The organism is Flavonifractor sp. An52, assembly GCF_002159385.1.
Classification (GTDB): domain Bacteria; phylum Bacillota; class Clostridia; order Oscillospirales; family Oscillospiraceae; genus Flavonifractor; species Flavonifractor avicola.
In genome coordinates this window covers 1-26914 of sequence record NZ_NFIB01000034.1, presented here as the reverse complement: position 1 = coordinate 26914, position 26914 = coordinate 1, and the positions used below count along the sequence as shown (strand labels likewise).

The following is a 26914-nucleotide window of genomic DNA, read 5'->3' as shown; positions in this document are numbered from 1 at the left end:
TTCCGGCGGACAACTGACCGGCTGACAGAGTTCCGGCGTAAATAACCGGCGCTATGTTTCCGGCGTTTGGGTCATTTTCTGGCCGGCGTTTTAGATTTTTTACCGTCCGGCGTTGACACACCCCGGTTAATGCGCTCCGCCGATTATGGCACTCTAATTCCATTTGCTCTCAGGAGGTATGCCCTTGATTTCCTATGCCAGTGCTGTTTTATGTTCTATAGATCTCCGGCTGTGGCTAATTTTTGCCGCCGGGTCCATTGTTCTTTGGCATTTGTTGAAGCGGCAGGAGATTGCCCTGCGCTCTGCAATCATTTATACGGCCTTTATCCTCATACTCACGCTCTTCTCCCGGGAGGGAAGCCATGAGCAAGCTGTGGCGTTGATGCCCCTGTGGTCCTGGGGCCAGGTGCTGTTCCACGGAAACTACGAGCTCTTTGTTCAGATCTGCCTGAACCTGCTTCTCTTTGTTCCTCTGGGGGGATTGCTTGGCTGCTGCCGCTGGGTGCAGCAGCAACAGCGCCCCCTGCTGCTCATTTCTCTGGCAGGCCTGGTTCTTTCTATCTCCATTGAATGGACCCAACTTCTCTTCCATCTGGGGCTTTTCGAGTGGGATGATATGCTTCACAACACCATCGGCTGCGCTCTTGGCGGCCTGGCTGCATCGCTGCTGAAGCAACCGCTCCCTGAACCATAGCAGCGTAGCTGAACAAAAATAGTGAAGGAACACTATACAGCGTTCCTTCACTATTTTTTCATGAGAGTCTATTTGCTGCTCGCTTCAGCAAGCACTTCTCATTCAGCGATATTCTCCATAAAACGCATCAGTATAGTGGCCACTTCAGCCCGGGATGCAACGCCCAGAGGATCCAGAAGGCCGCCATCCTTACCATTCAACAGGCCGGAACCCACTGCCCACTTCACAGCATCCACAGCCCAGGAGCCGGTCTGATCCGCATCCGGGAACGCGCTCAGGTCATCGGAAGCACTCACATCATAGCCCTTGTACTGGGCATAGCGATACAGGATAGTAGCAAACTGCTCACGGGTGATCAGGTCATTGGGTCCAAAGTTGCCATCGCCGTAACCCTTTACGATCCCTTCCTCGGTACCCCAGCAGATAGCCTCAGTATACCAGGTATCCGCCTCCACGTCGGGATAGGACACGGTGTTGTCCGTCTGGGGCTGTCCCTCGGCCCGCCACAGGATGGTGGTCACCATGCTGCGGGTGGTGGTGAGCATGGGGGCAAACGTAGTGGAGGAGGTGCCTTCCATCAGACCGCTATCATAAACATAGTACACGGCGTCATAGAACCAATCATTCTCCGCCACATCCACAAAGGGCATATCGTCCGAAATCTCAGCAAAGGTGACGTTTACGCTCACCTCGGAGGCAGGCATGGTAAAGGTGTACTTGCCGTTGCCCTTATCCGTAACCTTCACTTCATTGCCGTCCTCGTCTATGACGCTCAGAGTGGCAACTTCATAGCCGGCCTTAGGAGTAACGGTGATCGTTACCAAGGTTCCCTTGGAGGCGCGGGTAGGAGTGGTCTTTACTTCGCCGTTGGAGGTGTCCTCGGTCTCAACGGGATAGGTGGGGCTGGAAGAACCACCGCTGCTGGCGATAGGATAGATGGTGGTGGTGCAGACAGCCTCTGCCACACGCACAGATGTGCCAGCAGTAAATCCATTGTCTTCAGCCATGCTCTCATCATATGTAACGAGAATATAGCCGGTGGTGGGGATGCTGTTGTCACCGCCAACGGCATTCCACACTTCGCTGTTGGTGAGCGTTCCGGTAAAGGCAATGTTCATTTCCTCAGCCAGAATGCCAGCAACCCCTTCCGCGCTGAGCGTGGAATCACTCAGTCTTTCCACCGCATCATCTGTCAGCTGATATGTAGCACTGACGCCATTTTCAGTCTTCACAGGGTTGGTGCTGACTGCCTCATAGTTATTGGTTCCGGTAATTTCGAGAGAAACACCCTCAAGATCGCTCTCCGTCAGGGCATCTTTGAGGAGGGCATCTTCCAGATAGCAGGTAAACCGCAGAGATTCCAACCAATTCTCATTCACGCGAGCGGTATTGACCAGAGCCACAATTTCACTGGTTTCATTCAAAATCTTCAATGAAGCAGAGTAGCTCACATCATACTGCCCATTCGCACCGGTAGCAGAACCTTCAATCGCCAGAACTGCACCGCTGTAATCCGCCGCAGCCTGAGCACCAGGAATCAGTCCGACGGTCAAAACTGTCGCCAGCGCCATACTCGCCAGACGCTTCCACATTTTCCTCTTCATAATTTCTGTCCTCCTTCATTTGAGTATCCATACCCAAAAGAAATTTATTCATATGATAAACCATTTCTGGAGTATTTTCCAGTGTTTTAACAAATTTGTCATATTCAATATGATGCGTTTAAATTCAGATGCCGGACTGGAATCTCTTTGAACACATCCTGCCGATGTGTGGCTGCAATTGCAGCCGGCCAACGAGCCGTCAGACTGTTCCACACCTGCATCTCCGTATCCCGATCCAGTGCGGACGTGCTCTCATCCAGCAGAAGGACCTGGGCGCCGGAAAGCAATGCCCGGGCAATGGTGATCCGCTGCCGCTGGCCTACCGAGAGTCCTTCCCCGCTTTCGCCTACCAGCGTATCCAGCTTCTGGGGCAAGTTGTCAACAAAACCGCACTGCGCCAGTTTCAGCGCCGCCTGCAGCTGCACCTCTGTGGCCTGAGGACAGGCCAGCAGAAGGTTCTCCCGCAAGGTTCCGGAAAACAGGACCGGTGTCTGGGGCACCAAGGCAAACAGGTGTCTGGTCGCCGCGGAACAGGGGAAACATCCCTGATCGGTCTCCAGCACAATTTCCCCTTTCTGAGGTCGATAGAATCCAAGAATCAAGCGGTACAAAGTACTCTTTCCGCGGCCGGAACTGCCGGTCAGGCAGGTCCATCCGCTCAGATCCACGCTGGCACTCAGATTTTGGAAGACCGGTCGTTCCTCCCCCGGGTAGCAGAAGGTCACATTACGAATGTGTATGGCCTTGCACACAGCCCCCTCCGGCGGGCACTCTCCGTCCGGTTCGTCCGCCAGGTCCCACAACTCTAATACACGGTCCTCCGCCGCGTCCACAGCCGCAAGCCGGCTGTGCAAGCCACTCAGACCCGCCACCGGTGTACGAAAAAGATTGGCCAGTTGGAGCAGGGCCGTCAGTCCGCCGAAGGTAAGCCCTCCGGTGCCAATGGCTACGCCGCCCCAGATCAGAAGGGCGGCGGATGCCAGCTGGACAAGCACGGAAAATCCCGTGCTTCCTCCCAGGGTCACCAGGCGCAGCCGCGCCCGGTCCTGTCTCCAGCGCTCCTGATATGTACGCAGGCGGCGGCTGCCCTCCACGGGGTCCACCGCACTGCGGCGCAGCTCCAGGTGCTCCAGGCTCTCCTGCAATTCAGAGGTCAGCCGGTCTCCGCTGGCCAATACGGCCTTGTGTTTCCGCTTCAGGTACCCTCGGAGCACGCTGGCCACCGCCATTGCCAGGCAGCCTGCCGCCAGCACTACCCCTGTAATCATGGGAGCCAGCACGGCCAGTGCAATCATGGCCCCGCCCAGCCGGATCAGCTGGCCCACCGTAGCTGGGAAAATTACGGTATAGCGCTGACACAGCATGCGGCAGTCGCCAATCAAGCGGCTGAAGATCTGTCCGCTGTGATACGGCTCCAGACCGGCGCAGTCCTTTTTGCCCAGCCGTTGCATGCTGATTTGCTGGAGCAGCAGCAGGCCCTGATCGGTCAGGCGCTCTGACCAGGCATTGGTGATCCCGTTCAGCACAGGAATTCCTACGGCCAGCAGCCCCAATGCCACGCACCAGAGGGTAAAGCGGCTCCCCAGTCCCATGGCGCTGTCCAGCACCTTCTGGCTCACCAGCGCCAATGCTACCAGCAGCACGGAAGAGAGCGCGGTCAATCCGCTCAGCACAACACCTTTCCGCCGCCAGGGTTTCAACAACTCCTTGAGCTGCTTACGGGAGGTCTGACACACGATCCTTCCTCCTCCCCACGATGCGCCGCAGCCGGCGATACACTCCGCTCACCAGCCGCCGGACCGGCCGCACCGCCAGCCAGAATCTCCAGTACAGGCCATAGACAGGGTTGGCGCACTCCACCCAGCCTCCCCGCCAGGTAAAGGCCAGCGCTTTGGCGATCACGCAGTCCCGTCCCACACCCTGCTCCAGGATGCACTGGGCATCTCCGCAGCAGGTGCAGCTGGTTTCAGTCACAGCAGTGATCCGATGGAGCACATACGCACCCGATGGTCTACGGTAGAGGATCACATCCCCGCGGCGTAGACATTCTGCCGGGGCAAGGCGCACCTTGCTTTTCCCGTCCCACAGCATGGGTCGCATACTGCGGCCGGTGGCAGTCAGTTCCGCCTGCCCGCCGGAGCATATGACTTCCTCCAGCAGGGGAGAAAGGTCCGCCATTGAGATGATGCGATCCACTCCAAATCCCCTTACTGTCCCAGCAGATCGCCCAGGTCCACGGATCCATCGGGGCCGATCTCGATTACATTCCGGGATTCCTCGTACTCCTCTTTGGCTGCATTGTACCAGGTATAGAAGTCGGAAACGCTGTCAAAGCGGTAATACAGTGCCTCCTGCTCTGCCGGAGTCATGGCCTGGTACTCCTCCCAGGTATAGTCCTCTGGGGCCTTGTCCGGCGTGGTGGTACCGCCGGTATTTCCACCGGTACTTCCGCCAGTACTTCCTCCGCTACTGCCGCCGGTGGAAATGGACTCACCCTTCTGGATCTTGCGGGCCTCGGTCAGTTGCCGCTGGGTAAAGACCCCGTCTTCAATCAGCTGATCGGACAGCGTCTTATCCACATCTTCCATGTCGGCGGACAGAGCGTTCCAGAATACCTCTACCGCGTCACCCCGGGTAAAGGTGCCGTTATCCGAATCGGCATCGGTCAGTCCAACCTGCTTGGCCAGCGCATACGGCTTGTCCCAGGTAAAATCAGCTGCCTCACCGCTGTCCTCATAGCCCAGAGCCCGCAGCGTCATAGTGAGGAACATGGTCTCCGACAGCTCCATGGTGCTGCCAAAGCGGATGCTGGATACACCGTTGCTCAGTCCCTCGGACCAGGCACAGCAGACATAATCGTCCGCCCAGTCGTCCACATCCTGGAAGGGATGAGCGGGCGCCTTATCGGCCTCGTCCTCCAGGCCCAGCATACGCACCAGCATGGTGACGCCTTCCACGCGGGTCATCTGGCGGTCCAGTTCAAAACCGGAGCCGGTTCCCAGAAACAGCTCCAAGTGATTCAGTGCCTCTGCCGTATTCTGCTGGGTACTGCTGTACGCCGCCGCAGGCATGGTAGTTGCAGGAACCGCAAGCAGCGCCGCGGTAAGCGCCATAGAAACTACTTTCCTCATAGCACGACCTCCTGTGTTTTCTATGTTTGTTCCGCGTACCGGGACAGGCCGGAGTCTCTCCGGCCCATCCCGCGGCGCGGAGCGCGCCGGGTCATTCCGTCAGGCAGTTGGCCTGACGCAGAATTTCCAGAAATTCATCCAAATCTTGCTCCGCCTGGACCGGATCCACCTCATAGGTATCGGTGAGGGCAGAAATCAGTTCCGCTCGGCCGCCCCCCTGCTCCAGGGTCCGCCACAGCAGGGCCCCCGAATCATTGAGGCTGATCATCCCGTCAAAGTCCACGCAGGCGCGGCCGGCGGGGACCACTACCCAGCTGCCAGCCACCTGACGGAGCATAAAGCCTTCTTTGAGTTTCATCCAAACCGCTCCTTTGCCGCCCGGGTCATGGTATCCCGGCACAGTACAGCCGTCTCCTGGTTGGGCGGGCCGCTCATTTCAAAAATAGGGATCTCGGTCACCAGCCCTTCCACCAGAGGAAGCAGCCGGTCCATCTGCCGGGGCCAGAGCTGATAGAGGGTCTGGCTCATCAGGCTTCGGATGGCTTCCAGCGTCTCCATGGGATGGATCTGGATGTTAGCATCGTCCCGCTGAAGGAAGCAGATCCCACCCAGGGGTACCTTCCGGTTCTGGTTAATGCCGTCCTTGCCGCACCAGGGCGTGCCATAGGCATACCAGCCCTCCTCCATGCGGCGGAGTGCCGGTTTGTCGTCATTGAAAATCACCGCGCCGAATTGGTCTCGCCACAGCCGGGTACGGGTGGACTTTCCCGCCCCACAGGGGCCGGAAAACAGGTAAGCCCGTCCCTCATACTCCACCGCCGAGGCGTGGAGCATTAGGCCGTGAAAGCCCAGCAGTCCAACGTAAAACTGAATGCCAGACTCCATATAGGCCATGTAATCTCCATTCAGTGTGGGCCAGGCTTCCGGGCGGTAGCCCTCCCGGCGGATCACAATGTCCGGCGGGAGGGCAGATTCCGTCCGGTAGTCCCGGCAGCGGCGGTCCATACCGTCCGCCGCCGGGATTTCCACCAGGAGTTCCGCTACTTGACAGAGCATGATCAGTCCAGCTGGTAAGAGCTCTTGTCGTTCAAAGCATCATCATTGGAAAACGGTATGACACCGGCTCCGCCACCGACAGTTGGGTCGGAGGTCAAATTCAGGTCTGCACCTCCGCTCATCAGTTCTTCTTCCAGCCGAAAGGACAACACCTGCGCCTTCGGCTTTTCATATGCTGTTTTTTTGCTCATACTTCTGTCCTTTCACAATTACTCCCCAAGATTCAAGGAGTAGGTCATTTGCTCGGATTCAGTACCCACCGACGGCACACTATCCACTGCGGGAGTAACTGTCATAGTCCGTTCACCCAACAGATTCGTGTTAGTAACATTGAGATAGAAGCCCAGTTGATCCTGCGTATACTGGCTGCTCACTACTTGATCAGCAATCCAATGGATAAACTCGCTGTTGAAGCTGAACCAGGACTCACTCGCCGTTTGGCCGGAGAATTGATATTTGCTCTTAACTGTTATGCCATGATTCTCATTATCGGTCGTCAGCAACTCCCAAGCTTCCTCATTGGTAAAGGTAAGCTTAAACCAGAACTGCACGGTATTGGCCGTTCCAGGCTCATACGTCCGCAGAGTGGTCAGCTGATAGGTATACAGCCGATAGCCGCCAGCAGTGCTGTCATAAATGGGCAGGCTGGGGTTATCTTTCTGGATGGTATAATACTCTGCGGGAAGCTTCAACAAGCCTTCACCCTCGGTGGAATCCACGACCTTGCCATAGGCGGTAAACTCGCTTCCGGTCGCATCAAGCTCATGGCCAGCCAGGTCCAGGGTTACGCCGGCGGAAACATGAATGCCACTTGCAGCTATATCCTTCAGCAGCGCAACGGTACCAGCTTTGGCCGCGTTGGCCGCATCAAGCATAGCATCCAGCGTACCGGCCTCAAGCGTTTCGCCATTGGTCCAGGTCGCCTCATACTCCTCTGCCACATCGACGGTCCAGTAATTGTCGCCGGTCGTGTTCTGGCTAGCCTCATAATACGGGGCCAGGTAGTCCTTATTCGGCTCCTCAGAGAAGCTGCCGCCGGAGATGGAGATGGTGGCACTGGTAGTCTCACCCTCACTGGGCTCCTGAATACCAACCGCACCGGTAAATTTGCCGCCGGAGATGGTAACCGTACCCTCAGCCGCATCCTTGCTGCTCTCTGTACCATTATGGGTAACCGCAAAGGCATAACCCGTGGTAACAGAGCCATTGTTGTTCATGCCAGAATCGACAGGAGTACCCGTGGCAGTCAGGCAAGTATCATCACCGCTGATGGTCACGTTGGTAAACTTCACTTCCACAGCGGTATTACCTGTAATCGTGCTGTTCTCAATAATCAGGTTCTGGAAGCCCTGGTCAGGATTTTCAGCATTGGTACCGTTATTGGAGACATAAATGCCTGTTCCGTTCTCACTCTCATCTGTAATGGTACTGTTCTTAATGGTGATCGTAGTACCGCCAAACGAGCCGTTTTGATATACACCGAAATACTTGGATGTAATGGTTGCACTGTCAATATTAATGGTGTTTTTAGGTCCCTGGCTCCAAACGGCTATATCTTGAGAATGAATGGTTCCGTAGACATTGATGGTTGCATTTCCCTGCTCAAGCAGATTGTTGGTCGCCGTGATACCAGCCGCACCGGCGTTAATCGTCGCGTCGTTTGCAAGTGTAACCGTACTGCTCGTCAGGCCGAACACGCCGTTTTGGGATGCACTCAGTGTACCGTTTTCCAGGGTAAAGGAACTTCCGGTGTTGACAATAAATGCATAATCCGCCGTGGAGCTGATGGTCTTGTCATTCAGATTCAGCGTAATATCCTTAGAAATAATAACTCGGTCAGTCAGTTCAACATTTTGAAGCAGTTTGATGGTATCTCCGGATTGAGCCTCTTTCAGAGCCTCTTCCAGAGTATCATACTTAGTGCTGCCGATCTGAGCCACCGGGCTCTTGACTATGCTCACAGTGCGGTCGCCATTGCGCTGTTCCTCGTATCCATCGGCGATGATAATATCGCTTTTGATCCACCCCGTAGCAGTATCATTTTGCATATTGTATTTGCCGCCATAGAGGGTGATCTTTCCGTACAGAGTGTGTTCATACCATATTCCATCATTGAAAGCGTTGGCCTCAATGTAGGGGGTCTCGGGAGTGCCGTGGATCGAAACGGTACCACTGGCATTGTTGATACCGTAAGCGGAGTTATACCGGCCCTGGTTTTCAACGGTGATTTTTCCGCCGTTCACTGTGGTCTGGCAATTGTTGCTGTTGTAAATGCCGTACACATCCCAGGATTCGCTATATTTGGAGTAACTATTCAGTCTGCGCACCTCGATGGCGCCGCCATTCATGACCACCGTGGTACCACTGCTATACACGCCATACAGCGGCTTCTTCGAGTTTGCGCTGCCGGTCAGCTTCAGGGTACCAGCCTCCAGGGTAAACTTGCCAGTATCATACCCATTATAAAGGATGCTCGTACGTGCGCTGTCATGAGAGCCGTTCTCAGTCACCTCGATGGAGCCATTCTGGCCCTCGCTGGTGTCCGTAATGGTCAGCTCGCCATAGTTCATGATCAAATTGAATCCTTCTGTATTAGTGAACTCTGCGGTGATCTTGTAGCCGTTCAGGTCCAGGGTCATGGACTGGTTGGCATCAATCATCAGCGCATAGTCCTGCCCCGCGACCGCCTGCAGATTCTCCACATTCGCCAGCAGCTTCACGGTGCCACCGCTTGCCTTAGCAGCGTTGACCGCCTCGATCAGGGACTCGTACTTCTCACCGCCGACGATCTCGGCCACGAAGGCCTCTTCCACAACTACCCAGTTACCGTCCTCGTTCTGCTCAGGAGCATAGCCATCAACCAGATAGGTGTCGTCGGGCTCCTCAGAGAAGGTACCGCCGGAGATGGAGGCTGTGCCGATATTGTCGGCATCGTAGCGATCCACGATTAGCTTCTGTTCCTCAGTCGCAGTAGTAAAGGTACCACCGGTAATCACCAGTTCGCCCACAGAAGTGGATGCGTTCTGCCACGAAGATGTAAACAGGACTGCATAGGCAGTATCTTTTGTCGCAAACGTACCGTCGTTGATGGTGGCCTTGTTCCAGTTCATGATGACATACTGTGCAGAATTGGTAAACGTACCGCCGTTGATAGTCAGCGTGCTGTTGACATCATTTTTAACTGTATTAATGCCTCCATCAAACGTTCCGCCATCGATGGTCAGATTCCCCATTACACCGCTCTTGCTGTTACAGATCATGCTGGAGAAACCGCCCTTGTTCTTTACAGTGACACCGTTTTCAATGATCATGGTACCATCGTTCACAATGGTATACCAGCTGTTTCCGTTAGCGCCGGTCAAAGTACCTGCTTCCAGAGAGCGCTCAAAGGTGCCGCCGCTCAGTTTCACAGTACCATTGTTTACCAAGGCACCCTTCCCGTGGGTAACGTTATCCACCGTGCCGGTTTTGGCTTCGCTGCTATCGGTGATGGTCAGCGTGCCGTTATTGACAATAGTATGATCGGAATCATTGGTGATCTTGTGGCCGTACAGGTCCAGCGTGATGTTCTTGCCCGCGGGCACCACCACATCCTCGGTCACATCGGCCAGCAGGGTGATGGTATCATTGTCGCCAGCAGCGGCAATGGCATCCGCCAGGGTGACATAGCCGGTCTCACCGATCCGGGCCTCAGCCTCAACCACGGTGTAGATGGTGTTACCGCTCTCATCTTTGGTGGGAGTCGCGGCATACTCGGGCGTACAGAAATTATCAGCGGGGCTTTCCGTATCGCTGTTGGTCGGATCGTAGTTCTTAAAGGTACCGCCAGAGACATAGAATTTCGCACCTTCGTTGTCCTGGAGGTTCAGCAGCCACACACGTCCGTCAAATTTCGCGTACGCGGAGTACTCACCGCCCTTGATGTACACTTTGGCGCTCTCGCCGGCGCGTACACAAACCAATCCCGCATAGAAGTTGCCATTCTCAATGGTCAGGGTAGCATTCCCGTCCACACCGATCATTTGGCCGCTGCTGTCAGCGTAGTCATCATTGAAGGTGAAGCCGCCGTTGCCGGTGATGGTGACATTGGAGCTGCCGTTGAGCAGAATGGCGCCGCCGTTGTCGGAAATCTTGCCCAGTGTAATAGTCTTCCCGGCCATATTCAGGGTAAAGGTTTTGTCGGTGATGGTCAGCTGATCGTCCTGCACAAAATCACACAGCAGGGTAATCGTGCCGCCGTTTGCAACATTGCTGATGGCTTCCGTCAGGGAGGTGTACTGGACATTGCCGACCTCGGCGACCTTGACCTTGGCAATCTCAAAGCTGCCATCCGCGTTCACAACCGCCTCAAAGCCCTCGGCTACATAGGAACTGCCCTCGCCCTCAGGATTATCGCTGGGATCGAAGCAGAAGGAACCGCCCTGAATGCTGATGTTGGCAGAATCGTCCCTCCAGTTGGCATCGATGGCATTCACCACATACTTTGCCTGTTCAGGCTTAGTCTGGGCCACCGTTTCAGCCAGCTTAAAGGTACCATCCAGAATGGTCAGTGTTCCCTTTTCTACCTGGATCGCCGTGGGGGCACCTGTAAAGGTACCGTTTTCAATGGTCAGCTGGTTCTTGGTGGAGGTGGTCATATTGATGCCATAGGAAGTATTGCTCCCCAGTTCTGTATCAATGGTACCGTTGCCAGTGATCTTGATATTGGCACCACCACTAATAGAAAACATCACGGGAGTCGTGCTGAGTGTCTGATCGGCATAATTCTGATCCCAGGAAATCGTCTTGCCATTCAGATCCAGAGTCAGATTAGGCTTGCTTACTCCACTAATGGTAATAGCACTCTTCAGACCCGTTCCGGTTGTAGTGGGTGTCAGAGTGGTATTCATCAGCAGCTTGACGGTATCTCCGTCCTTGGCCGCGTTGATGGCCGCGCTCAGAGAAGTGTACCAGTAGCCGTTGATCTCGGCCACATGAGGGCCGTTCTTGACCACGACCCAAAGATCACCGGACTTCTGCGTGGTATAGCCCTCTTTGCACCAGTGAGTCACTTCCTGGGCAAAGCTGCCGCCGGTAAGGGTGATGGTGCCGGTGTTGGTAATAGTGCAGGGGTAGGTGCCCTTGGAAATGGTCATGGTGCCGCTGTTGGTGATGCTGTCGGTAACCTTGGCGTAGGTGTAGCTGGTGGCTACCATCGTAGCGTTCTGGTTATTGACAACAGACTTCACCTCATGGCCCAGATTCAGGTTGCCGTTGTTCACCACTTCCGTGCCGGTCATGGCGTAGGAGATGATCTTACAGGTGCCGTTGTTGGTAATCTTTCCAATGGTGCAGTTGCCAGAATTGTAGAAAGTCACATTTTTGCCTTCGGGTACTGTGATCTCCTCCACATCGGCCAGAATGTAAACTGCGGAAGCGGTTGTGCCCTCGCTTGCATCTTTCCACAGCGCATCCCAGCTTGTATAGCCCACGGTGCCGAGCCGGGCCACATAGGTGCCGTCCACCACATGATAGTAGCCGTCCTGCTGCAGTTCGTAGATCTTGCCCTCAGGCAGATAGGCCGCGGAAGGCTGTACGGAGAACTGACCGCCGGTAACTTTACCGATGGCCGCCTTCACCGCACCGTTGAAGGTACCGCCGGAGATGGCAGTGTTGTTGCTGGAACCTCCGCCCACAGCATAGCTGGTGCCCTTGCCGTTGGCCTTGAACGTGCCGCTGGAAATGGTGACCGGAGTGGTGTTGCTCCCTCCGTACACGCAGACGACAGATTTGGTATCCGGAACTGCGCTGCCATCCACGGTCACTTCCGCGAGGTTTACTGTGGCGCCGCCACTTGCATAAACGCCGTAAAGGCTTGTACCAGCGGCCTCAGCATCAAACGCGATGTTCACACCGCTGATGGAGTGCTGGCCATTATACAGATAAAGGGCATAAGCGTAACTCCCGAGGCTCGGAACCTTCACCGTACCGCCGGTCATAGTCACTGCGGAAGTTTCTCCGGTAGCGCCGATCACATGGCCCCGGTTGCTGGAGATAGTACCGCCGGTCACTGTCAGCTTGCCATTGGTGTAGACATAAATACCCTTGCAGGAAGTGGAGTTGTAGCTGGTAACGAAGTTCAGTGCGCCGCCAGCTCCGCTGTCCTGAATGGTCAGGCCTCCCTTTTCCACCTTGAAGACATACTGGGCGGTGCTGTTCCAGGTCACAGTCTGGCCGTTGAGGTCCAGCGTGATGGCCTTGCCGGTAATGACATAGGTTTCGGTCATGTTCACAGTAGCAGGGGCAAGGAGCTTAATGGTCTCGCCTTCCTGAACTTTGTTCAGGGCCTCACTCAGAGTGGCATACTTGTTCTCACCGATCTGGGCAACATAGGTGGTCTCCGTTACCACACCCCAGGTGCCGTCTTCGTTCTGCTCAGGCTTAAAACCCTCGGCGAAAAATTCTTCGCTAGGCTTAGAGGAGAAGGTACCGCCGGAAATGCTGGCTCCGCCCTTGGCATAAGCCGTGTTCTCCACTGTAATAGCAGTCTTTGCCGCATCGCCGCCGATAAAGGTGCCGCCCTTGATCATGACGGTGGACGCTTCACCGGCGCCGCTGTCGGGGGGAGGATTGTCATTGCCCACCAGCACGGCGGTCTTAGAAACGGACTGGAAGGTACCGTCATGGATGGTAACCGCAGTCTCATAGGACTCGCCGGTAAAGTATCCGGCATAGAAGGCACTTGCTCCAGTGGTATGCACATCACAAGCCACAGTCTCATAGACGCCGTTATGAATGTCAGCCGTACCGCCGATCACAGCCAGGCCGCCCTGAACGCCCGTGACCTTCACGCTGTCTGCGGCAGTGCCCTGGATCTTCAGGTAGGCATTTTCAGAGCTCTCGCCGCTGCGGACGGTATAGCCCCATTTGCTGCCATCGCAGGAAGAGCAGGAGGTGTTCTTGAAGGTACCCGCGGTGATGGTCATGTTACCACGATTTTCAACGGCGGGGTAAGTCTCATTCTCATAGTAACCGCCATTGATGGTGGTGGTAGTATTCACCTCAGTACCAATACAGCCGCCGCCGCCATAAATGGTGGGATTTTCAAAGGTAGCGGTACCGCCATTTCTGTTGTAGAAGGTGCTGGCATTGGACTCTTTCAGGTTCTTATAAGTGCCGTCCACAACATTGAGGGTACCGAAGTTGTTGACAGCGCCGTAGCCGTTTGCACCGGCAGCGGTCACGTCAATGGTACCATTGCCAGTAATGGTGAGCGTACCATTGTTGGTAAATACGCGGGTGGAGAAGCCCTCACCAGCGGTAATCGTGTGGCCCTTCATATCGAAGATCACATTTTTAGCCTCACCAATGGTGATGGGAGCAGACACCGCAATATCCTTCAGCAGGGTGATGGTTGTCTTCTGGTTATCTTCCACCGTAGCAAAGGCGGCTTCCAGGGTGGGATAGGTCTGCTCGCCGATCTGGGCCACGCCGGCGGGCGCAGGGGGAGTCTCCTCCTTCTTCTCCACGCTCCAGTTGCCGTCGGCATCCCGCTTAAGCTCATAGCCAGCAGCCAGGTAGTCCTCGGGAATCGCTCCACCGGGGAAGGTGTCCTCGGTGAAGCTGCCGCCGGAGATGGACACATCTTCCACCGGGCTCATTTCGTTGCCGCCGATGCCGGCGGCGCCGGTGCCGCCGGTGGCGTCCACGGTGCCGCCGGTGATCTCAATGCTGTTGCAGCTGGGGATGGGCTGATAACTGTCATCGATATTTATGCCGCCGCCCGCGCCGATGCCGACGCCGCCGCGGAGATCGCCGGCGCCTCCAACGGCGGTAACATCGGCGCTGTCGCTGATGGTGATGCTGTCGCAGGGGCCCTTGCCGCCGGCGCCGATGCCGGCGCCGCCGTAGCTGCTGCCAGTACCGCCGGTGGCGGTGACTTTGGCACCGCCGCTGATGGTGATGCTGCCGCAGTCGTCCTGCCCGCCGGCGCCGATGCCCGCGCCGGCAAAGGTACCGCTGTTGCCGCCGGTGGCGTGAACCTCGGCGCTGCCGCTGATCTCAATCGCGCCTACCGCCGCGCTGGTGCCAGAGCCGCTACCGATGCCGGCCGCGCCCGAACCGCCTTCGGCGGTGACGTCGCCGCCAGTGATGGTAATGCTGGCCAGAGCGGCGTCAGGGGCGGTACTGTAGCCAGCGCCGATGCCCGCGCCGCCGTAGGTGTCGTCGCTGCCGCCGGTGGCGTTCACGGTACCGCCGTTGATGGTGATGCCCATACCCGCGCTGCTATAACCGGCGCCGATACCGGCTGCTTTGCTGCCGCCGGTGGCGGTGATGTCGCCGCCGTTGATGATGATAGCTCCGCCATTGGTAGTGTTGGCATAGCCGCCGCCGATACCGGCCGCGTCGCTGCCGCCGGTGGCCTTCACGGTGCCGCCGTTGATGGTGATGGTACCGCTTGTTCCTGTGGCGGACTCGCCGCCGCCGATGCCGGCGCTGGCGCCGGTGGCGGTGATGTCGCCGCCGTTGATGGTGATGTCGCCATGGGCGCACAGGTTCCTATTCTGGTCCCTGTCATCCGTGCCGCCGATGGCCGCAGAGTCGTATACCTGATAGGCCCCTGCCGTCAGCTTGCCCGTTCCTCCGCTCTGCCCATAAATGGTCAGGCTGTTGTCATACGTTACGCCGATGCCTTTAGTGGCGTTCAGCTCCGCGCCGTCCGCCAGAATCAGGTTCACGCTGTCGCTGACCTCAACACGGTCATCCAGGGTCACCGTACCAGTGACCACATACCAGCCATTCGACCAGGTGGTGGTATCGGCTGCTACGGTCGTGTACTCTGCGCAGGTTTGCGTCCGCCCGTCTTCATCCACATAATGCACAGAGTTCTCTGTGCCCGCCACCAGCGTGCTTACCGGCGTCTCGCCTTCGTCGGAACTGCTGTTCCCCGTGTTTACAGGCTCTGCCAAATTTGTCTCTGCCGGGGCGGTGTCTACCGTCCCCTCATCTGCTGCCAGTGCGCTTACAGGCAGCATGGTGAGTAACATGCAGAGTGTCAGCAGGACGCTTACTACTTTTCTTCCTACTTTTTTCATGCAGTTTCCTCCTCACTTCTTCTAATGCGCTGTATCTATATTATAATTCTTCCCGCTTTGAACTCACATCCTCCGCCCGGCGGCACAGGAGACGCGCCTGCCGCCATCCCAACTGCCGGGCCAGAACCTTTACAGCAGGCCCCAGATTGGGTGGACGATGGTGGAGACTGTGGCAGTCCGACGCCAGCAGAAAAATCTGTCCACGCTGGAGCATCCGCAACGCTTTCCTGCGAGAGAAGAATTTTAACAATATATTGGCACTTAACTGTATGGGAACACCCAACCGAAGTAATTGCTCAATCTGCTCCTTTCGCTGCCTGTCCCAATAGCGGTCCAGGTGAGCGATGACCGGGATAAACCGGCCCCGGCCCAGCAGATCATAGAGCTGGCTGATCATCTGGTCCCTCCACGGCGTAAAGGGCAACTCCAGTAGAAAATAATTGCTTTGGCCAAGGCAGAGATCCTTTAGTTCCTCTCTGTCTGCCAGATTCGGCATCCAGGCCACTTCTGCGCCCAGCTCCCACCGGGGCAGCACCGCCCGCTCCCGTGCCGGCAGCTGCGATGCAGCCTGCTCCAAACGGGAAAGGGCCTGACGCCGCCGGCACAAAAAGGAAGATACATCCTCCTCTTCCCGGTAAAAATGAGGGGTAAAAATGACCCTGTCCACACCCTGGTCCCATTCCATCCGGAGCATCTCCAGGCTGGTTTCCACATCCCGGGCTCCATCATCCATGCCGGGAAGAATATGGGTGTGTAAATCGGTCATTCCGTTTTCCCTCTCTCTTCCGGTTCCGGTTCTCGGCTGGAGGGAGGACTGCTGTAGCCGTAGCCGTAGCCATACCCATAACCGTAGCCATATCCCTTATACTTCTTGTACCTTCTGTACTTTCCAGAACCATAACCGCCGCGCTCAGAATCCACTCCGTTCAGAACGTAGCCCAGGATTTTGACTTTGGCATATTCCAGCTGTTCGACAGCATCCTGAACGCTTCCCTTCTCCGAGTGTCCGGCCCGCACCACAATGAGCACGCCGTCGCTGCGGGAAGCCAGCACCACTGCATCGGTCACCATATTGACCGGCGGCGTATCGAGAATGACGTAATGGTAGACCTGCCGCAATTCCTCCAGCAGCGCCGTCATCCGCTTGGAACCCAAAAGTTCCGAGGGATTCGGGGGGATCTCTCCCGATGTCATAACGCTCAGGTTGGGTACTTTGGTGGGAAGGATGGCCTGCTCCAGCAGCGTGTGGTCCACCAGGACATTACTCAACCCCACATTTGCACCCAAGGAAAGCAGACTGGCCAGCTTGGGCCGACGCAGGTCGCAGTCAATAATCAAAACCTTACGATCCGTTTGCGCAAAGGATATGGCCAGGTTCACCGAGGTAATGCTCTTTCCCTCACTCATCATAGCGGAGGTAACCTGAATGATCTTGTTCCCCTCTTCTCCCGTCAGGGAAAAGATAATGTTGCTGCGCAGCGTCTTGTAGGCTTCCTGGGTAAAAAAGTCATCCTTTTGCGTCAAAAGATGCTTACGCTCCTCTAAAATAGAGATATTTTCTGTATTTCGCTTTTGAGTCCGTTTGGACACATGCGCACCGCCTTTTTTCTTCTTGACTGAAATCATCATGCACCCTGTCTCTCTTCCTCAACCGTATATACCAGCGCATTCTTCTGTACGCGCATCCTTATCGTTTCTGGCCCTTGCCAGAAGTAAACACCGGGATACGCCCCAGTACAGGCAAGTCAGAGATCTCCAGCAGATCTTCTTCCTTTTTGATCCGTACATCCAGAAAATCCCGAATAGTAAGAAGGGCCACAATCAGGACAGCGCCAACCGCCGCTCCCATCATTACATTCTTCCGGTAGTTGGGAGAATAGGGGGCGCTGGGCACCTTGGCATAGTCTACAATCTTAGTAGAACTGCCTTCCACAAAATTCTCAATCTCCCCAGGCGCCACCTCTGCCACCGCATTGGCAATCAAGGCAGCCATTTCAGGATCCGGATGAGAAATATAAACATCAAAAAGCTCCGTTTCGCCCACCTGTGAGGCAGACATAATGGAACGGATGTATCCAGCGGATATATCCATCTCCATGCTGTCCGCCACTTTTTCCAGTACGGTATCGCTGCGGATAATGTTGACATACGTGCTGACCAGCTGCTGAGAAGCAGTCAGGTTGCTGCCGGAGACATAGTCAATCTGCTGTCCGCTCTCGATATTATTGACGTAAATAGTCACTCCAGCCTGGTACATAGGGGTTACAAAGTTTGCCGTGTAGAAATACATAGCGCCCCCGCCCACAATGGCACACAGCAAAATCAGCCACCATTTGCGCAGATAGAGGAACAACAATTTTGTCAGATCTATTTCCATGTTTTGCTTTTTTCTTTCTACCATTTCCTTGCTTGTCTCCTCACCCGTATTATTTTGCAAAATACACGCAGATTATATCAAATTTTACATATAACCTCAATCATGTATCTGCAAAATCAGGTAATCCTTTTGGAGCATCGAGTCTTTATTTTACAACACTTCACTGCCACCAAATTAAGGAACCGTTTAAGGCCTAAATCTATCTTGTCATTTTAGCACATAATTCCATTAAATTCAAGGTCACTCCGGCACCTTACCAAATCAAAGATCGCAAAAAACCCATTTTTCCCACATTATATAACAACAAACCTTATTTGTGGTATCCATTTGGATTTGTTGACTGCCACTTCCAAGAAGAGGCGCACATTTCCTCCAGATCATACTGCGCCTTCCAGCCCAGTTCTCCCTGCGCCTTCGCGGGATCGGCATAACAGGCCGCAATATCTCCCGGTCTTCTGGGGTCAATCACATAGGGCAGAGGCTTTCCACACGCTTTTTCATAGGCCTTGATCATCTCCAAAACGGAGTATCCTTTGCCTGTTCCCAGATTGCACACAAACAGTCCGCACTTGGTCTTCAGTTTTTGGAGGGCCGCAATATGTCCCCGAGCCAAATCTACCACATGGATGTAATCCCGCACGCCGGTGCCATCGGGCGTTGGATAGTCATTTCCATACACATGAATCTGCTCCAGCTTGCCTACGGCTACCTGAGCAATATACGGCACCAGATTGTTGGGGATCCCATTGGGGTCCTCGCCAATCATACCAGACTCATGGGCTCCGATGGGGTTGAAATAACGCAGCAGCGCAACATTCAAAGTAGGATCCGCCTTGCAGTAGTCCATCAGGATCCGCTCCACAAACAGCTTCGTGGTACCATAGGGATTGGTCGTTCCGCCAGTGGGAAAGTCCTCCCGAATGGGTACGCTGGCCGGATTCCCATATACCGTCGCAGAGGAAGAAAAGACAAAATCCTTCACTCCGTGTTTCCGCATGGCATTGAGCAATACAAGCGTACTCATCAAATTGTTGCTGTAGTATTCCAAGGGTTTGGATACGCTCTCTCCCACTGCTTTCAGACCCGCAAAATGAATGACGGCCTCGATCTCAGGGTGGCGGCAAAACACTTCCTCCACCTGGAGCGGATCACACAGGTCCGCTTTTTCAAAAGGCACCGGCTTTCCTACAATCTGCTCTACCCGCCGGACTGCTTCCTCACAGGAATTCACCAGATTGTCGGCCACAACGATCTCATAACCAGCCTGCACCAATTCTACACAGGTATGGCTTCCAATATAGCCTGCACCACCACTGACTAAAATCGACATAATAAAACCCTCCTATCTCCCACCGGCATCTAATTGGCCGGATCGCAACGCCGCAGAGTTTATCTGCATCTCAGACTGCATGTCCCTTCTCTTTGATCACGTCCACCACACGCTGGGCCAGCGTCTGGCACTGCTCCTGAGCAGGGGCTTCCACCATAACCCGAACCAGAGGCTCCGTACCGGACTCTCTCACAAGGATCCGACCGGTATTCCCCAGCTCATCTGCCACCGCAGCAACAGCGGCCTGAACATCGGGGTCTGCCTGGGCTTCCTGCTTATCCTTGACTCGCACATTGATCAGCACCTGAGGATAGACCGTCATGGCAGCCACAAGCTGACTCAAGGGCTGCTTCCGGGCCAGCATGGCCTCCATCACCTTCAGGGAGGTCAAGATACCATCGCCTGTCCGGGCATATTTGGTGAAGATAATATGGCCGGACTGCTCGCCACCAATGCGATGGCCGTACTTCACCATGTTTTCGTAGACATACTTATCGCCCACGGCGGTCTTTTCATAATTGATTCCCGCCTCTTCCAGTGCCTTGTACAGTCCGAAGTTGGACATCACGGTTGTCACTACCGTATTGGTGGTCAGCTTGTCCCGCTCTTTCATATAGCAGGCGTACAGATACATGATCTGGTCGCCGTCCACCAGGTTACCCTTCTCGTCTACCGCCAAGCAGCGGTCGGCATCACCGTCGTAGGCAAATCCCACATCCATGTGATTTTCCACTACATAGCGCTGGAGTCCCTCAATGTGGGTGGAACCGGCATCGCGGTTGATATTTGTGCCGTCCGGATTGGTATTGATGGTAAACACCTCCGCCCCAAGAGACTCAAAGACCTGGGGCGCAATATGCCAGGCGCTGCCGTTGGCACAGTCCAAAGCCACCCGCTTGCCTTTAAAAGAATATACGGCCAGCGAGACAAGGTAACCCATATAGCGGTTGCGGGCAGCCACTTCATCTACGATGTGACCGACCCGTTCCTCTGTGGCCATGGGCAGCGTTTCCATAAGCTGTCCATCCACCATCAGCTTACCGTCCAGATAGTCCTCTACCAGCGCAATAACGCTGTCCTCCATCTTCTCTCCTTCGCCATTGAGCAGCTTGATTCCGTTGTCATAGAAGGGGTTGTGGGAGGCGCTGATCATAACACCGCAGTCAAAATGATCGGTGCGGGTAACATAGGACACGGAAGGCGTGGTGGTCACGTGGAGCAAACCCACATCGGCGCCAGACGCCGCCATACCGGCGCTGATGGCATACTCCAGCATATAGCTGGAGCGACGAGTGTCCTTGCCTACCACAATACGGGCCTTATGCTCCCGGCCATAATACCAGCCCAGAAACCGGCCGATACGATAGGCATGATCGGTAGTTAAACCTTCACCGGCCTTTCCGCGAAAGCCGTCTGTTCCAAAATATTTTCCCATTCTTTTCACTCTTTCTTTATTGTTTATTATTGTTGTCAGGCTTTGCGCTTGATGATATGATCCTTGTCCTTATAAATGCTGTCCTCAGGCACAACGCCCCGGACGCAAGAGGTGGGATAGACACTGCTGCGGCGGCCGATCACTGTTCCCGGATTAAGCACCGAGTTGCAGCCGATCTCCACATGGTCGCCCAGGATGGCACCCATTTTTTTGCGGCCGGTCTCAATGGCAGTATCACCCTTGACCACTACCAGCGTCTTGTCCGACTTCACGTTGGAGGTGATGGAACCGGCACCCATATGGCTCTTATAGCCCAGGATGGAGTCGCCCACATAGTTATAGTGGGGGGTCTGCACATTGTCAAAGAGGATCACATTCTTTAACTCTACCGAATTGCCCACCACACAGTTGGCGCCCACCAGCGCGGAACCACGAATAAAGGCACAGTGGCGCACCTCGGTCTCCGGACCAATGATGCAGGGGGCACCCAGATATGCGGTAGGGGCAACGGTAGCACTCTTATGTACCCACACATGTTCGGCAGGCTGATCGTACTCTTCAGGAGAGAGTCCAGCCCCGAGAGAGAGAATCAGTTCCTTGATGCCGTCCAGTGCCTCCCAGGGGTACTGGAACTGCTTGAGATAGTCTCCCGCCATGGTGTGGGACAGGTCTAAAAGGTCGGTAATTGTGATGTGCATAAGCATCCTCCCACATTATCAGCACTTTTTTGTTCCATTTGTCGTTTGTATCAGTACAGTAGCTACTCTTTTACTATTGCCTCTTAATCTTCTTACCAATATGCTGAATAAATGCTGCCCGTTCCGTCCGTTCCAACACAATACAAGCATTGATTACTACACTGATCAAACCAGATATGCCACAGCCCAAAATAAGTGTAATCCAACTATCGCCTGTAATAATCTGCATAACTCCAAATGTAATTAGGCAGTTGATTACCAAACAAACGTTCCCCGTTACTATTTCTTTGTAGAAGGTGCTTTTTTTCACTCCAAGGCAATAAGCTCCGTATAACGGGGTAAAGATATAATTTCTCAACAAAGAGAAGCTTGAGCTAACTCCTGCAATTGCATATACACCAATATCTGTAAAATTCAGCAACAGAAAAACTGTTATTGTTGTAAGGATTCCTGTCGCTAAAATAACAAGAGAGTTCAGCTTAACTTTATTTGCGATTGTAAATATCGTAAATATAGAGTTGATACAGGAGCCGGCAAGCAGGGACATGACAGAAAGCAAGGACAAGATCTCCAGAAGGGTTGCATCCTGACTAGGCACCCACAACTGGAAAAAGCTCCGGCCGTAAATGATAAAAACCGCCATTGGAGCAATCATAAAAACACCCAGTACCTTGTTGCCCAATCTCGCGTATCTGACTACCCCATTGATGTCTCCCTTAGCGTAGCACTCAGTCATTGAGGGTGTAAATGGATAGTCTAACGTACCCCTTAAACTGGTGAACAAAGCAGGTATCGTTTTAGACAATGAGAGCGCACCCATTTCTGCAGATCCAATAAAAATATTAGCAATGAGCAGATCCAACCCATCCAAGAGAATGCTGCTCAACTTACTAATCAGATTCCACACTCCTGAAGCAGCTACATTTTTAATGGCGCCAAAGTCAAAATATTTCCGATGCACTTTTAGTTGTGGAAGGAACTGCTTTGTATAGTGCACGTTCCTGCTGGCAACATATACTCTTGCCAGCAATGAACCTAATACCAGAAAAACGACTTCCACCGAAAAGATTGAAAAGCCCACCAAAATAATGAGCAGCCGGATGGCTGAAGCCAAGATTTGATTTATATAGTATAGATTTAGCCGATTTGTAACGTAGGTTGCGATCTCAAATCTGGCCGTCAGTATCTCCAATAAAAATTGAACGAATACGATTGCAAAAGTAATCTTAACATCGGACACCAACGCCGCTGGAATGTCCAAAAATTTTTCCAGATTAAAAACTGCAATACACATAATCGGCGCCAATACTACGGCAATCAATATATTCGCAAAAAAGACCGACGTAAAATATTGGTTCGCCCCCTGATAGTCGTCGCGGTAGATACAGATAGATACAAAACGGCTTTCCATGGAGTTTAAAGCGACTGTAATCAGGGTGGCGTAACTCACAAAATTATTTGCCAGAGACACAAAGCCATACGCCTCACTCCCCAACTTTGCCACAATTATAGGAGTGATAAATAAGCTGATGCAAATTGATATGGCAAAAGATGCAACGCTAGCTAACATATTAAATAGGATTTGATTTTGTCTTTTTGGTTTTGACATATATAAGCAATGCCTTTCTCAAGTAGTGCTTTTATTGCGGAATATTAGTGTTGCTATTTTATGAGCAATATATATTCTAATTTTTTCCATCAAACAGGCAACACAAAAAATCAAAGCTACATCTACGAAAACAATTATAATCATAACAATGCCACTATGGGAAAATGCAGACGGATGTAGCCATTCCCATATGTACTCCCTTACATTTGGGTGGTCGTGAATTAAATATACTCCCAATGTTAATGGTGCAATCAAAGAGGTAATTCTACCCAGTTTGCTACTATAAGTAATTTTATGATTTAAGAATACCATAAAAAAACATACTGAGCTTAAAACCACTGTTACTGAATTGTAGGCGTACAGTAATGAGCGTCCATCTGGCGATAGAAAAACCGTTATACCAAGCTTATCTAATACAATTTGGCTTAATGTTATCACACATGTGAAGAGAATATAGCCCCATACCCATGGAATCTTTATAGAGAATCCGTACTTCCGAATATACGCCCCCACAAGATATAGGAACGCAAAGAACAGAGGACTTCTTATCTCAAAGTAAGTAAAATTCCGCCAGAAAAAAACATTCTGTAGCAGCACGAACACAGAGAACCACATTGCAAGCGCACATTGAAGTTTACGCTTTGGCATATATTCGATTGCTGCATTCAAAAAGGGGACCAATATATACATAAGAAGATAGGTGGTCATAAACCAGTAACGCTGCTGCGTAAACGGCAAAAATGACTTCACAACTTCCTTAACGTCTATAGTCTTGCTACCATTCAGTATAAAAATGACCGCAAACAAAAGCACAGACCAAAACAGCATCTGTCCCCACAGCAAAAATATGCGTTTAAATGAGAATTGCTTTTTGCTTAAAAAATATCCGCTGAGCAACACAAAGCAATTGACATGAACAACCAGAAGCGCTTCTATAAAATTTGCAATGTAGTACTCTATTGAAAACGGTGTAACTGTTTTCAATATTCCGCCATGATAAAGCGCATGCCCCGCCACAATCATAAACATAATCAGTATGCGTAGTACATCTAGCGAAATATTACGTTGCTTCATTCCCTCTCCCCGCAAATCTTCATAACTTCTCCGTATTTAATATTATTATCACATATCCGCTCCATTCCACAATCTTGCCGCAAATATTTAATCTGTTCGGGATGGGATAACAAATGCTTTAGCCCTTTATAAAGTCCTTCTGTACTATTCTCTACAATCCAACCAGTAACTCCATGTATCAACTGTTCTTTTATTCCTGAAACATCTGTAGCTAAGACAGCACACTTCAAGATCTTAGCCTCCACCGTTACCGTGGGGAATCCTTCCCATCCGGACGGCAGTACAAACAGGTCACAATGACGCATATACTGGTAAGGGTTTTCTGTAGTACCTTCCAATATAACATAATTCTCAAGCTGAAGCTGTCTAACCTTTTCTTCTATCTGTTTACGCTCCATTCCGGTTCCCACAACATGCCACTCAAAATGGAAACCGTCATGTTTCAGCTGCGACAGCACCTCCAAAAATCGAAGATATTTTTTTTGGGGGGTCATGCGGCCTACAGATAAAAGAGTTATATTATCAGAATTTATTTTTTGATATTCAAATTTCTCTTCAGCTGCTTTTTGGATCGCCTTAACGTCATAAAAATTATAAATCACGTGCGTCTTATCTGCCAAAACCGGATATCGGCCAATAAAACTTTCCTTTGCAGCCTGTGCAACACAGATAATACCATCCATCTTTTTATACCAGGGAATCATCTGATCGGTATGCTCTGGATGATCCAAGTTAGCCACATCTGTGTGGTACCACTGCAAATACTTGTTCGCTCGGATTGAAGTACATATAAATTCAGGAGACTCAATCTCTAGATAATTGATGGCCACATCAAATTGCAAATCTTTGTAATGCTTTTTTGCTAGTTTCTTTGCAAATTTTTGATATCCGACTACCATGCTGAATATTTTCTTTACGCATTTTTGCAGCTTTTTTGGTATGCTTTTTTCTTGAATAATATCTGCCAGCGAAGCGTAATACTTTTCAGTGTACTGTTTGCTGCATATGGCATGAAATGTAACTCTAGGATCAAACTGAGTTTTCAGGAGTCCTTTTTCATAGGTTTCCAGTATCTCCACCTCATGGCCCCTGGCCACAAGTTCGTTGGAAAAGCTCACTAAAACTTTTTCAGCACCGCCGAAAATCAACTGAGGAATTTGGATCAAAAACTTCATATGTTTTTTCTCATCTCATCATATTGTCATATTGTAAAAAACTCATAAGGTTCAAGTCTTTCTCACTTATGATTAAGTTTTCAGTACCTCCTATGGCTTCAAAGGGCCACTCAATTCCAATGTCCGGATCATTATACATAATCCCCGAGTCTCCCTCACCATAGAAAACTTCTGCACACTTATAGCTAACAACCGAATCCTCAATAACTAGATAGCCATGTCCAAAAAATTGAGGGACTAATATAGTTTTTTGATTTTCTCCTGTCAAATGAAAACCTCTCCACTGTCCATAAGTGGGAGATTGCGGTCGTAGATCCACAATTACATCATATACATGACCGCTCACACAACGAACCAGTTTTGCCTGCTGCTTGGATAACTGAAAGTGTATTGCTCGGATAACACCACGTTTTGAAATAGTATAGAATACCTCTTTTAGTTTATAATCAATTCCATTATCCTTAAACACATCTATATTATAGTCCTTAACGAAGCCACCACGGTTATCCGTCGCATAAAAAGGTTGAATTAAATACGCACCATTTAAATCTATCTCTTGAAACTCAAATTTTTGAACCATTTTTCTCCCTCTCTTAAAATTAGGTCACAAGCAATCGATAAGAAAAGCGTTACCAGTACTGCAGCACTAAACGTTAAAATACTGGCAACATTGGGACAATTTATTTTAATATATTGGATAATTAGTTGATGACCACCCATTATGATCAATGTGTGTTTCCCAAGTTTCATTAACCCTAATTTCAAGTGACAAAGACTTCTGACAGTACAAATAACTTTTTTCGATAAGAACACTATCAAAAAAATTCCAATAACACTTGTGGCATACAATATAAGTACAGATTTTCCATATTCCGCTTTATAGATATTAACATATCCATTGAACAAGGACAAACACAGGTACAGTGCACATGCAACTATTACACTAATCTTACCTTGCTTTTTATTTTTTAAAGTCTCTTTGACATCATTGTACTTTGTTCCCAAATAAAAAAACGGGTATAATATCATGCTAACATCAAGGTTATAATACATAGTAAACCTAGGTCTAGCTACTTCCCCTAAAACTACGCCCACAATAGCAATTAATACGACAATACAGAACCTAGTGCGTTTATTATAAATTTTTTGCACCAAATTATGTATCAAAAGTATTACTCCATACGCAGCCAAATACCATAGCGCTTCCACCGGATAAATGCCGTTTCTTGGAGACGCACCACCTATGATAATATTAAATACTGATTGCTTAAGATATATAATATTACCTTGCTCTTTAATTAAATACCAGATTATAATTGCAATTATTCCGATCAAAGAATAATCAAGTAAGTTTTTGAAAAAACGTTTTTTCCACCGATTTTGTTTATAAAATATACCGCTGCAAAACACAAAAAAAGGCATATGAAATGCATAAATAATGTTCCAAAGGACATTGTCTCTTGTAATAATATGGCCTGCAACCACAAGCAATATGCCGATCCCTTTTGCTACATCTAAATACTCTACTCTTTTTATCATTGTTAGCGCCGGGCGAAAACCGCCATTCCGGGCCGGGTGAAAATCGCCAATTTTGGCCGGACGAAAATCGCCAATCGTTATTTACAATTTGAGCAGTTCCTTTACACTGGGGGTATAG

General features: G+C 51.7%; 20 protein-coding genes. 1 reads left to right on the top strand and 19 read right to left on the bottom strand.

All coding sequences use genetic code 11. The features are described from left to right. Positions 1-184: 184 nt before the first annotated feature. The gene (locus B5G06_RS11885) at positions 185-694 is read left to right on the top strand and encodes a VanZ family protein (RefSeq protein WP_158094711.1); all 510 of its coding nucleotides are present in this window, start codon (positions 185-187) and stop codon (positions 692-694) included. A gap of 98 nt (positions 695-792) precedes the next feature. Here the strand turns inward: B5G06_RS11885 and B5G06_RS14080 are convergent, their stop codons facing one another. The 19 genes from B5G06_RS14080 to B5G06_RS11790 form a co-directional block, all read right to left on the bottom strand. After that, complete coding sequence (locus B5G06_RS14080; protein WP_158094710.1) at positions 793-2118, bottom strand: S-layer homology domain-containing protein; 1326 nt, start codon at positions 2116-2118, stop codon at positions 793-795. Between the two features lie 284 nt (positions 2119-2402). Next, positions 2403-4034 (bottom strand): ABC transporter ATP-binding protein, encoded by a 1632-nt coding sequence (locus B5G06_RS11875; RefSeq protein ID WP_087189276.1) that lies wholly within the window; start codon positions 4032-4034, stop codon positions 2403-2405. Continuing rightward, complete coding sequence (locus tag B5G06_RS11870; protein ID WP_143382746.1) at positions 4015-4494, bottom strand: S24/S26 family peptidase; 480 nt, start codon at positions 4492-4494, stop codon at positions 4015-4017. The genes B5G06_RS11875 and B5G06_RS11870 overlap by 20 nt, the downstream gene beginning before the upstream one ends. 11 nt (positions 4495-4505) lie before the next feature. Continuing rightward, a complete protein-coding gene (locus B5G06_RS11865; protein WP_143382745.1) occupies positions 4506-5429 on the bottom strand; it encodes a hypothetical protein in 924 nt (307 codons plus the stop codon). A 91-nt stretch (positions 5430-5520) separates the two neighbouring features. Further along, positions 5521-5787, bottom strand: a complete 267-nt coding sequence (locus B5G06_RS11860; RefSeq protein WP_087189273.1) for a PqqD family protein — start codon at positions 5785-5787, stop codon at positions 5521-5523. Beyond that, the gene (locus tag B5G06_RS11855; RefSeq protein WP_087189272.1) at positions 5784-6485 is read right to left on the bottom strand and encodes a hypothetical protein; all 702 of its coding nucleotides are present in this window, start codon (positions 6483-6485) and stop codon (positions 5784-5786) included. Before B5G06_RS11855 ends, B5G06_RS11860 begins: the two co-directional genes overlap by 4 nt. A 2-nt stretch (positions 6486-6487) precedes the next feature. Then, a complete protein-coding gene (locus tag B5G06_RS11850; protein WP_087189271.1) occupies positions 6488-6676 on the bottom strand; it encodes a hypothetical protein in 189 nt (62 codons plus the stop codon). Positions 6677-6694: 18 nt separating this feature from the next. Further along, on the bottom strand, positions 6695-15559 hold the full coding sequence (locus B5G06_RS11845; protein WP_087189270.1) for a beta strand repeat-containing protein: 8865 nt from the start codon (positions 15557-15559) through the stop codon (positions 6695-6697). Positions 15560-15599: 40 nt separating this feature from the next. Continuing rightward, positions 15600-16325 carry a tyrosine-protein phosphatase gene (locus B5G06_RS11840; RefSeq protein ID WP_087189269.1) on the bottom strand — a complete coding sequence of 242 codons (726 nt, stop codon included), beginning with the start codon at positions 16323-16325 and terminating at the stop codon, positions 15600-15602. Continuing rightward, the gene (locus B5G06_RS11835; RefSeq protein ID WP_087189268.1) at positions 16322-17188 is read right to left on the bottom strand and encodes a CpsD/CapB family tyrosine-protein kinase; all 867 of its coding nucleotides are present in this window, start codon (positions 17186-17188) and stop codon (positions 16322-16324) included. The genes B5G06_RS11840 and B5G06_RS11835 overlap by 4 nt, the downstream gene beginning before the upstream one ends. A 58-nt stretch (positions 17189-17246) precedes the next feature. After that, positions 17247-17960, bottom strand: coding sequence for a YveK family protein (locus tag B5G06_RS11830; RefSeq protein ID WP_087189267.1), 714 nt, complete (start codon positions 17958-17960; stop codon positions 17247-17249). Between the two features lie 286 nt (positions 17961-18246). Then, positions 18247-19266: a UDP-glucose 4-epimerase GalE gene (gene galE, locus B5G06_RS11825; protein ID WP_087189266.1), complete on the bottom strand. Its 1020-nt coding sequence runs from the start codon at positions 19264-19266 to the stop codon at positions 18247-18249. Positions 19267-19336: 70 nt separating this feature from the next. Next, entirely contained in the window at positions 19337-20701 is a 1365-nt protein-coding gene (gene glmM, locus B5G06_RS11820) for a phosphoglucosamine mutase (protein ID WP_087189265.1), read from the bottom strand. A 35-nt stretch (positions 20702-20736) separates the two neighbouring features. After that, the gene (locus B5G06_RS11815) at positions 20737-21399 is read right to left on the bottom strand and encodes a UDP-N-acetylglucosamine pyrophosphorylase (protein ID WP_087189264.1); all 663 of its coding nucleotides are present in this window, start codon (positions 21397-21399) and stop codon (positions 20737-20739) included. Between the two features lie 73 nt (positions 21400-21472). Next, positions 21473-23008: an MATE family efflux transporter gene (locus tag B5G06_RS11810; RefSeq protein ID WP_087189263.1), complete on the bottom strand. Its 1536-nt coding sequence runs from the start codon at positions 23006-23008 to the stop codon at positions 21473-21475. Between the two features lie 18 nt (positions 23009-23026). Next, positions 23027-24082, bottom strand: a complete 1056-nt coding sequence (locus B5G06_RS11805) for an acyltransferase (protein ID WP_087189262.1) — start codon at positions 24080-24082, stop codon at positions 23027-23029. Then, positions 24079-25257, bottom strand: a complete 1179-nt coding sequence (locus B5G06_RS11800) for a glycosyltransferase (RefSeq protein ID WP_087189261.1) — start codon at positions 25255-25257, stop codon at positions 24079-24081. The genes B5G06_RS11805 and B5G06_RS11800 overlap by 4 nt, the downstream gene beginning before the upstream one ends. A 10-nt stretch (positions 25258-25267) precedes the next feature. Then, positions 25268-25837, bottom strand: coding sequence for a dTDP-4-dehydrorhamnose 3,5-epimerase (rfbC, locus tag B5G06_RS11795; RefSeq protein WP_087189260.1), 570 nt, complete (start codon positions 25835-25837; stop codon positions 25268-25270). Continuing rightward, positions 25807-26796, bottom strand: coding sequence for an acyltransferase family protein (locus B5G06_RS11790; protein WP_087189259.1), 990 nt, complete (start codon positions 26794-26796; stop codon positions 25807-25809). The genes rfbC and B5G06_RS11790 overlap by 31 nt, the downstream gene beginning before the upstream one ends. Positions 26797-26914 lie beyond the last annotated feature (118 nt).

What these genes read in the sequence shown, in the direction of transcription:
- B5G06_RS11865 (WP_143382745.1), bottom strand. Translation starts at nt 5,429, where the DNA reads ATGAGGAAAGTAGTTTCTATGGCGCTTACCGCGGCGCTGCTTGCGGTT.
- B5G06_RS11860 (WP_087189273.1), bottom strand. Translation starts at nt 5,787, where the DNA reads ATGAAACTCAAAGAAGGCTTTATGCTCCGTCAGGTGGCTGGCAGCTGG.
- B5G06_RS11855 (WP_087189272.1), bottom strand. Translation starts at nt 6,485, where the DNA reads ATGCTCTGTCAAGTAGCGGAACTCCTGGTGGAAATCCCGGCGGCGGAC.
- B5G06_RS11850 (WP_087189271.1), bottom strand. Translation starts at nt 6,676, where the DNA reads ATGAGCAAAAAAACAGCATATGAAAAGCCGAAGGCGCAGGTGTTGTCC.
- B5G06_RS11845 (WP_087189270.1), bottom strand. Translation starts at nt 15,559, where the DNA reads ATGAAAAAAGTAGGAAGAAAAGTAGTAAGCGTCCTGCTGACACTCTGC.
- B5G06_RS11840 (WP_087189269.1), bottom strand. Translation starts at nt 16,325, where the DNA reads ATGACCGATTTACACACCCATATTCTTCCCGGCATGGATGATGGAGCC.
- B5G06_RS11835 (WP_087189268.1), bottom strand. Translation starts at nt 17,188, where the DNA reads ATGATGATTTCAGTCAAGAAGAAAAAAGGCGGTGCGCATGTGTCCAAA.
- B5G06_RS11830 (WP_087189267.1), bottom strand. Translation starts at nt 17,960, where the DNA reads ATGGTAGAAAGAAAAAAGCAAAACATGGAAATAGATCTGACAAAATTG.
- galE (WP_087189266.1), bottom strand. Translation starts at nt 19,266, where the DNA reads ATGTCGATTTTAGTCAGTGGTGGTGCAGGCTATATTGGAAGCCATACC.
- glmM (WP_087189265.1), bottom strand. Translation starts at nt 20,701, where the DNA reads ATGGGAAAATATTTTGGAACAGACGGCTTTCGCGGAAAGGCCGGTGAA.
- B5G06_RS11815 (WP_087189264.1), bottom strand. Translation starts at nt 21,399, where the DNA reads ATGCACATCACAATTACCGACCTTTTAGACCTGTCCCACACCATGGCG.
- B5G06_RS11810 (WP_087189263.1), bottom strand. Translation starts at nt 23,008, where the DNA reads ATGTCAAAACCAAAAAGACAAAATCAAATCCTATTTAATATGTTAGCT.
- B5G06_RS11805 (WP_087189262.1), bottom strand. Translation starts at nt 24,082, where the DNA reads ATGAAGCAACGTAATATTTCGCTAGATGTACTACGCATACTGATTATG.
- B5G06_RS11800 (WP_087189261.1), bottom strand. Translation starts at nt 25,257, where the DNA reads ATGAAGTTTTTGATCCAAATTCCTCAGTTGATTTTCGGCGGTGCTGAA.
- rfbC (WP_087189260.1), bottom strand. Translation starts at nt 25,837, where the DNA reads ATGGTTCAAAAATTTGAGTTTCAAGAGATAGATTTAAATGGTGCGTAT.
- B5G06_RS11790 (WP_087189259.1), bottom strand. Translation starts at nt 26,796, where the DNA reads ATGATAAAAAGAGTAGAGTATTTAGATGTAGCAAAAGGGATCGGCATA.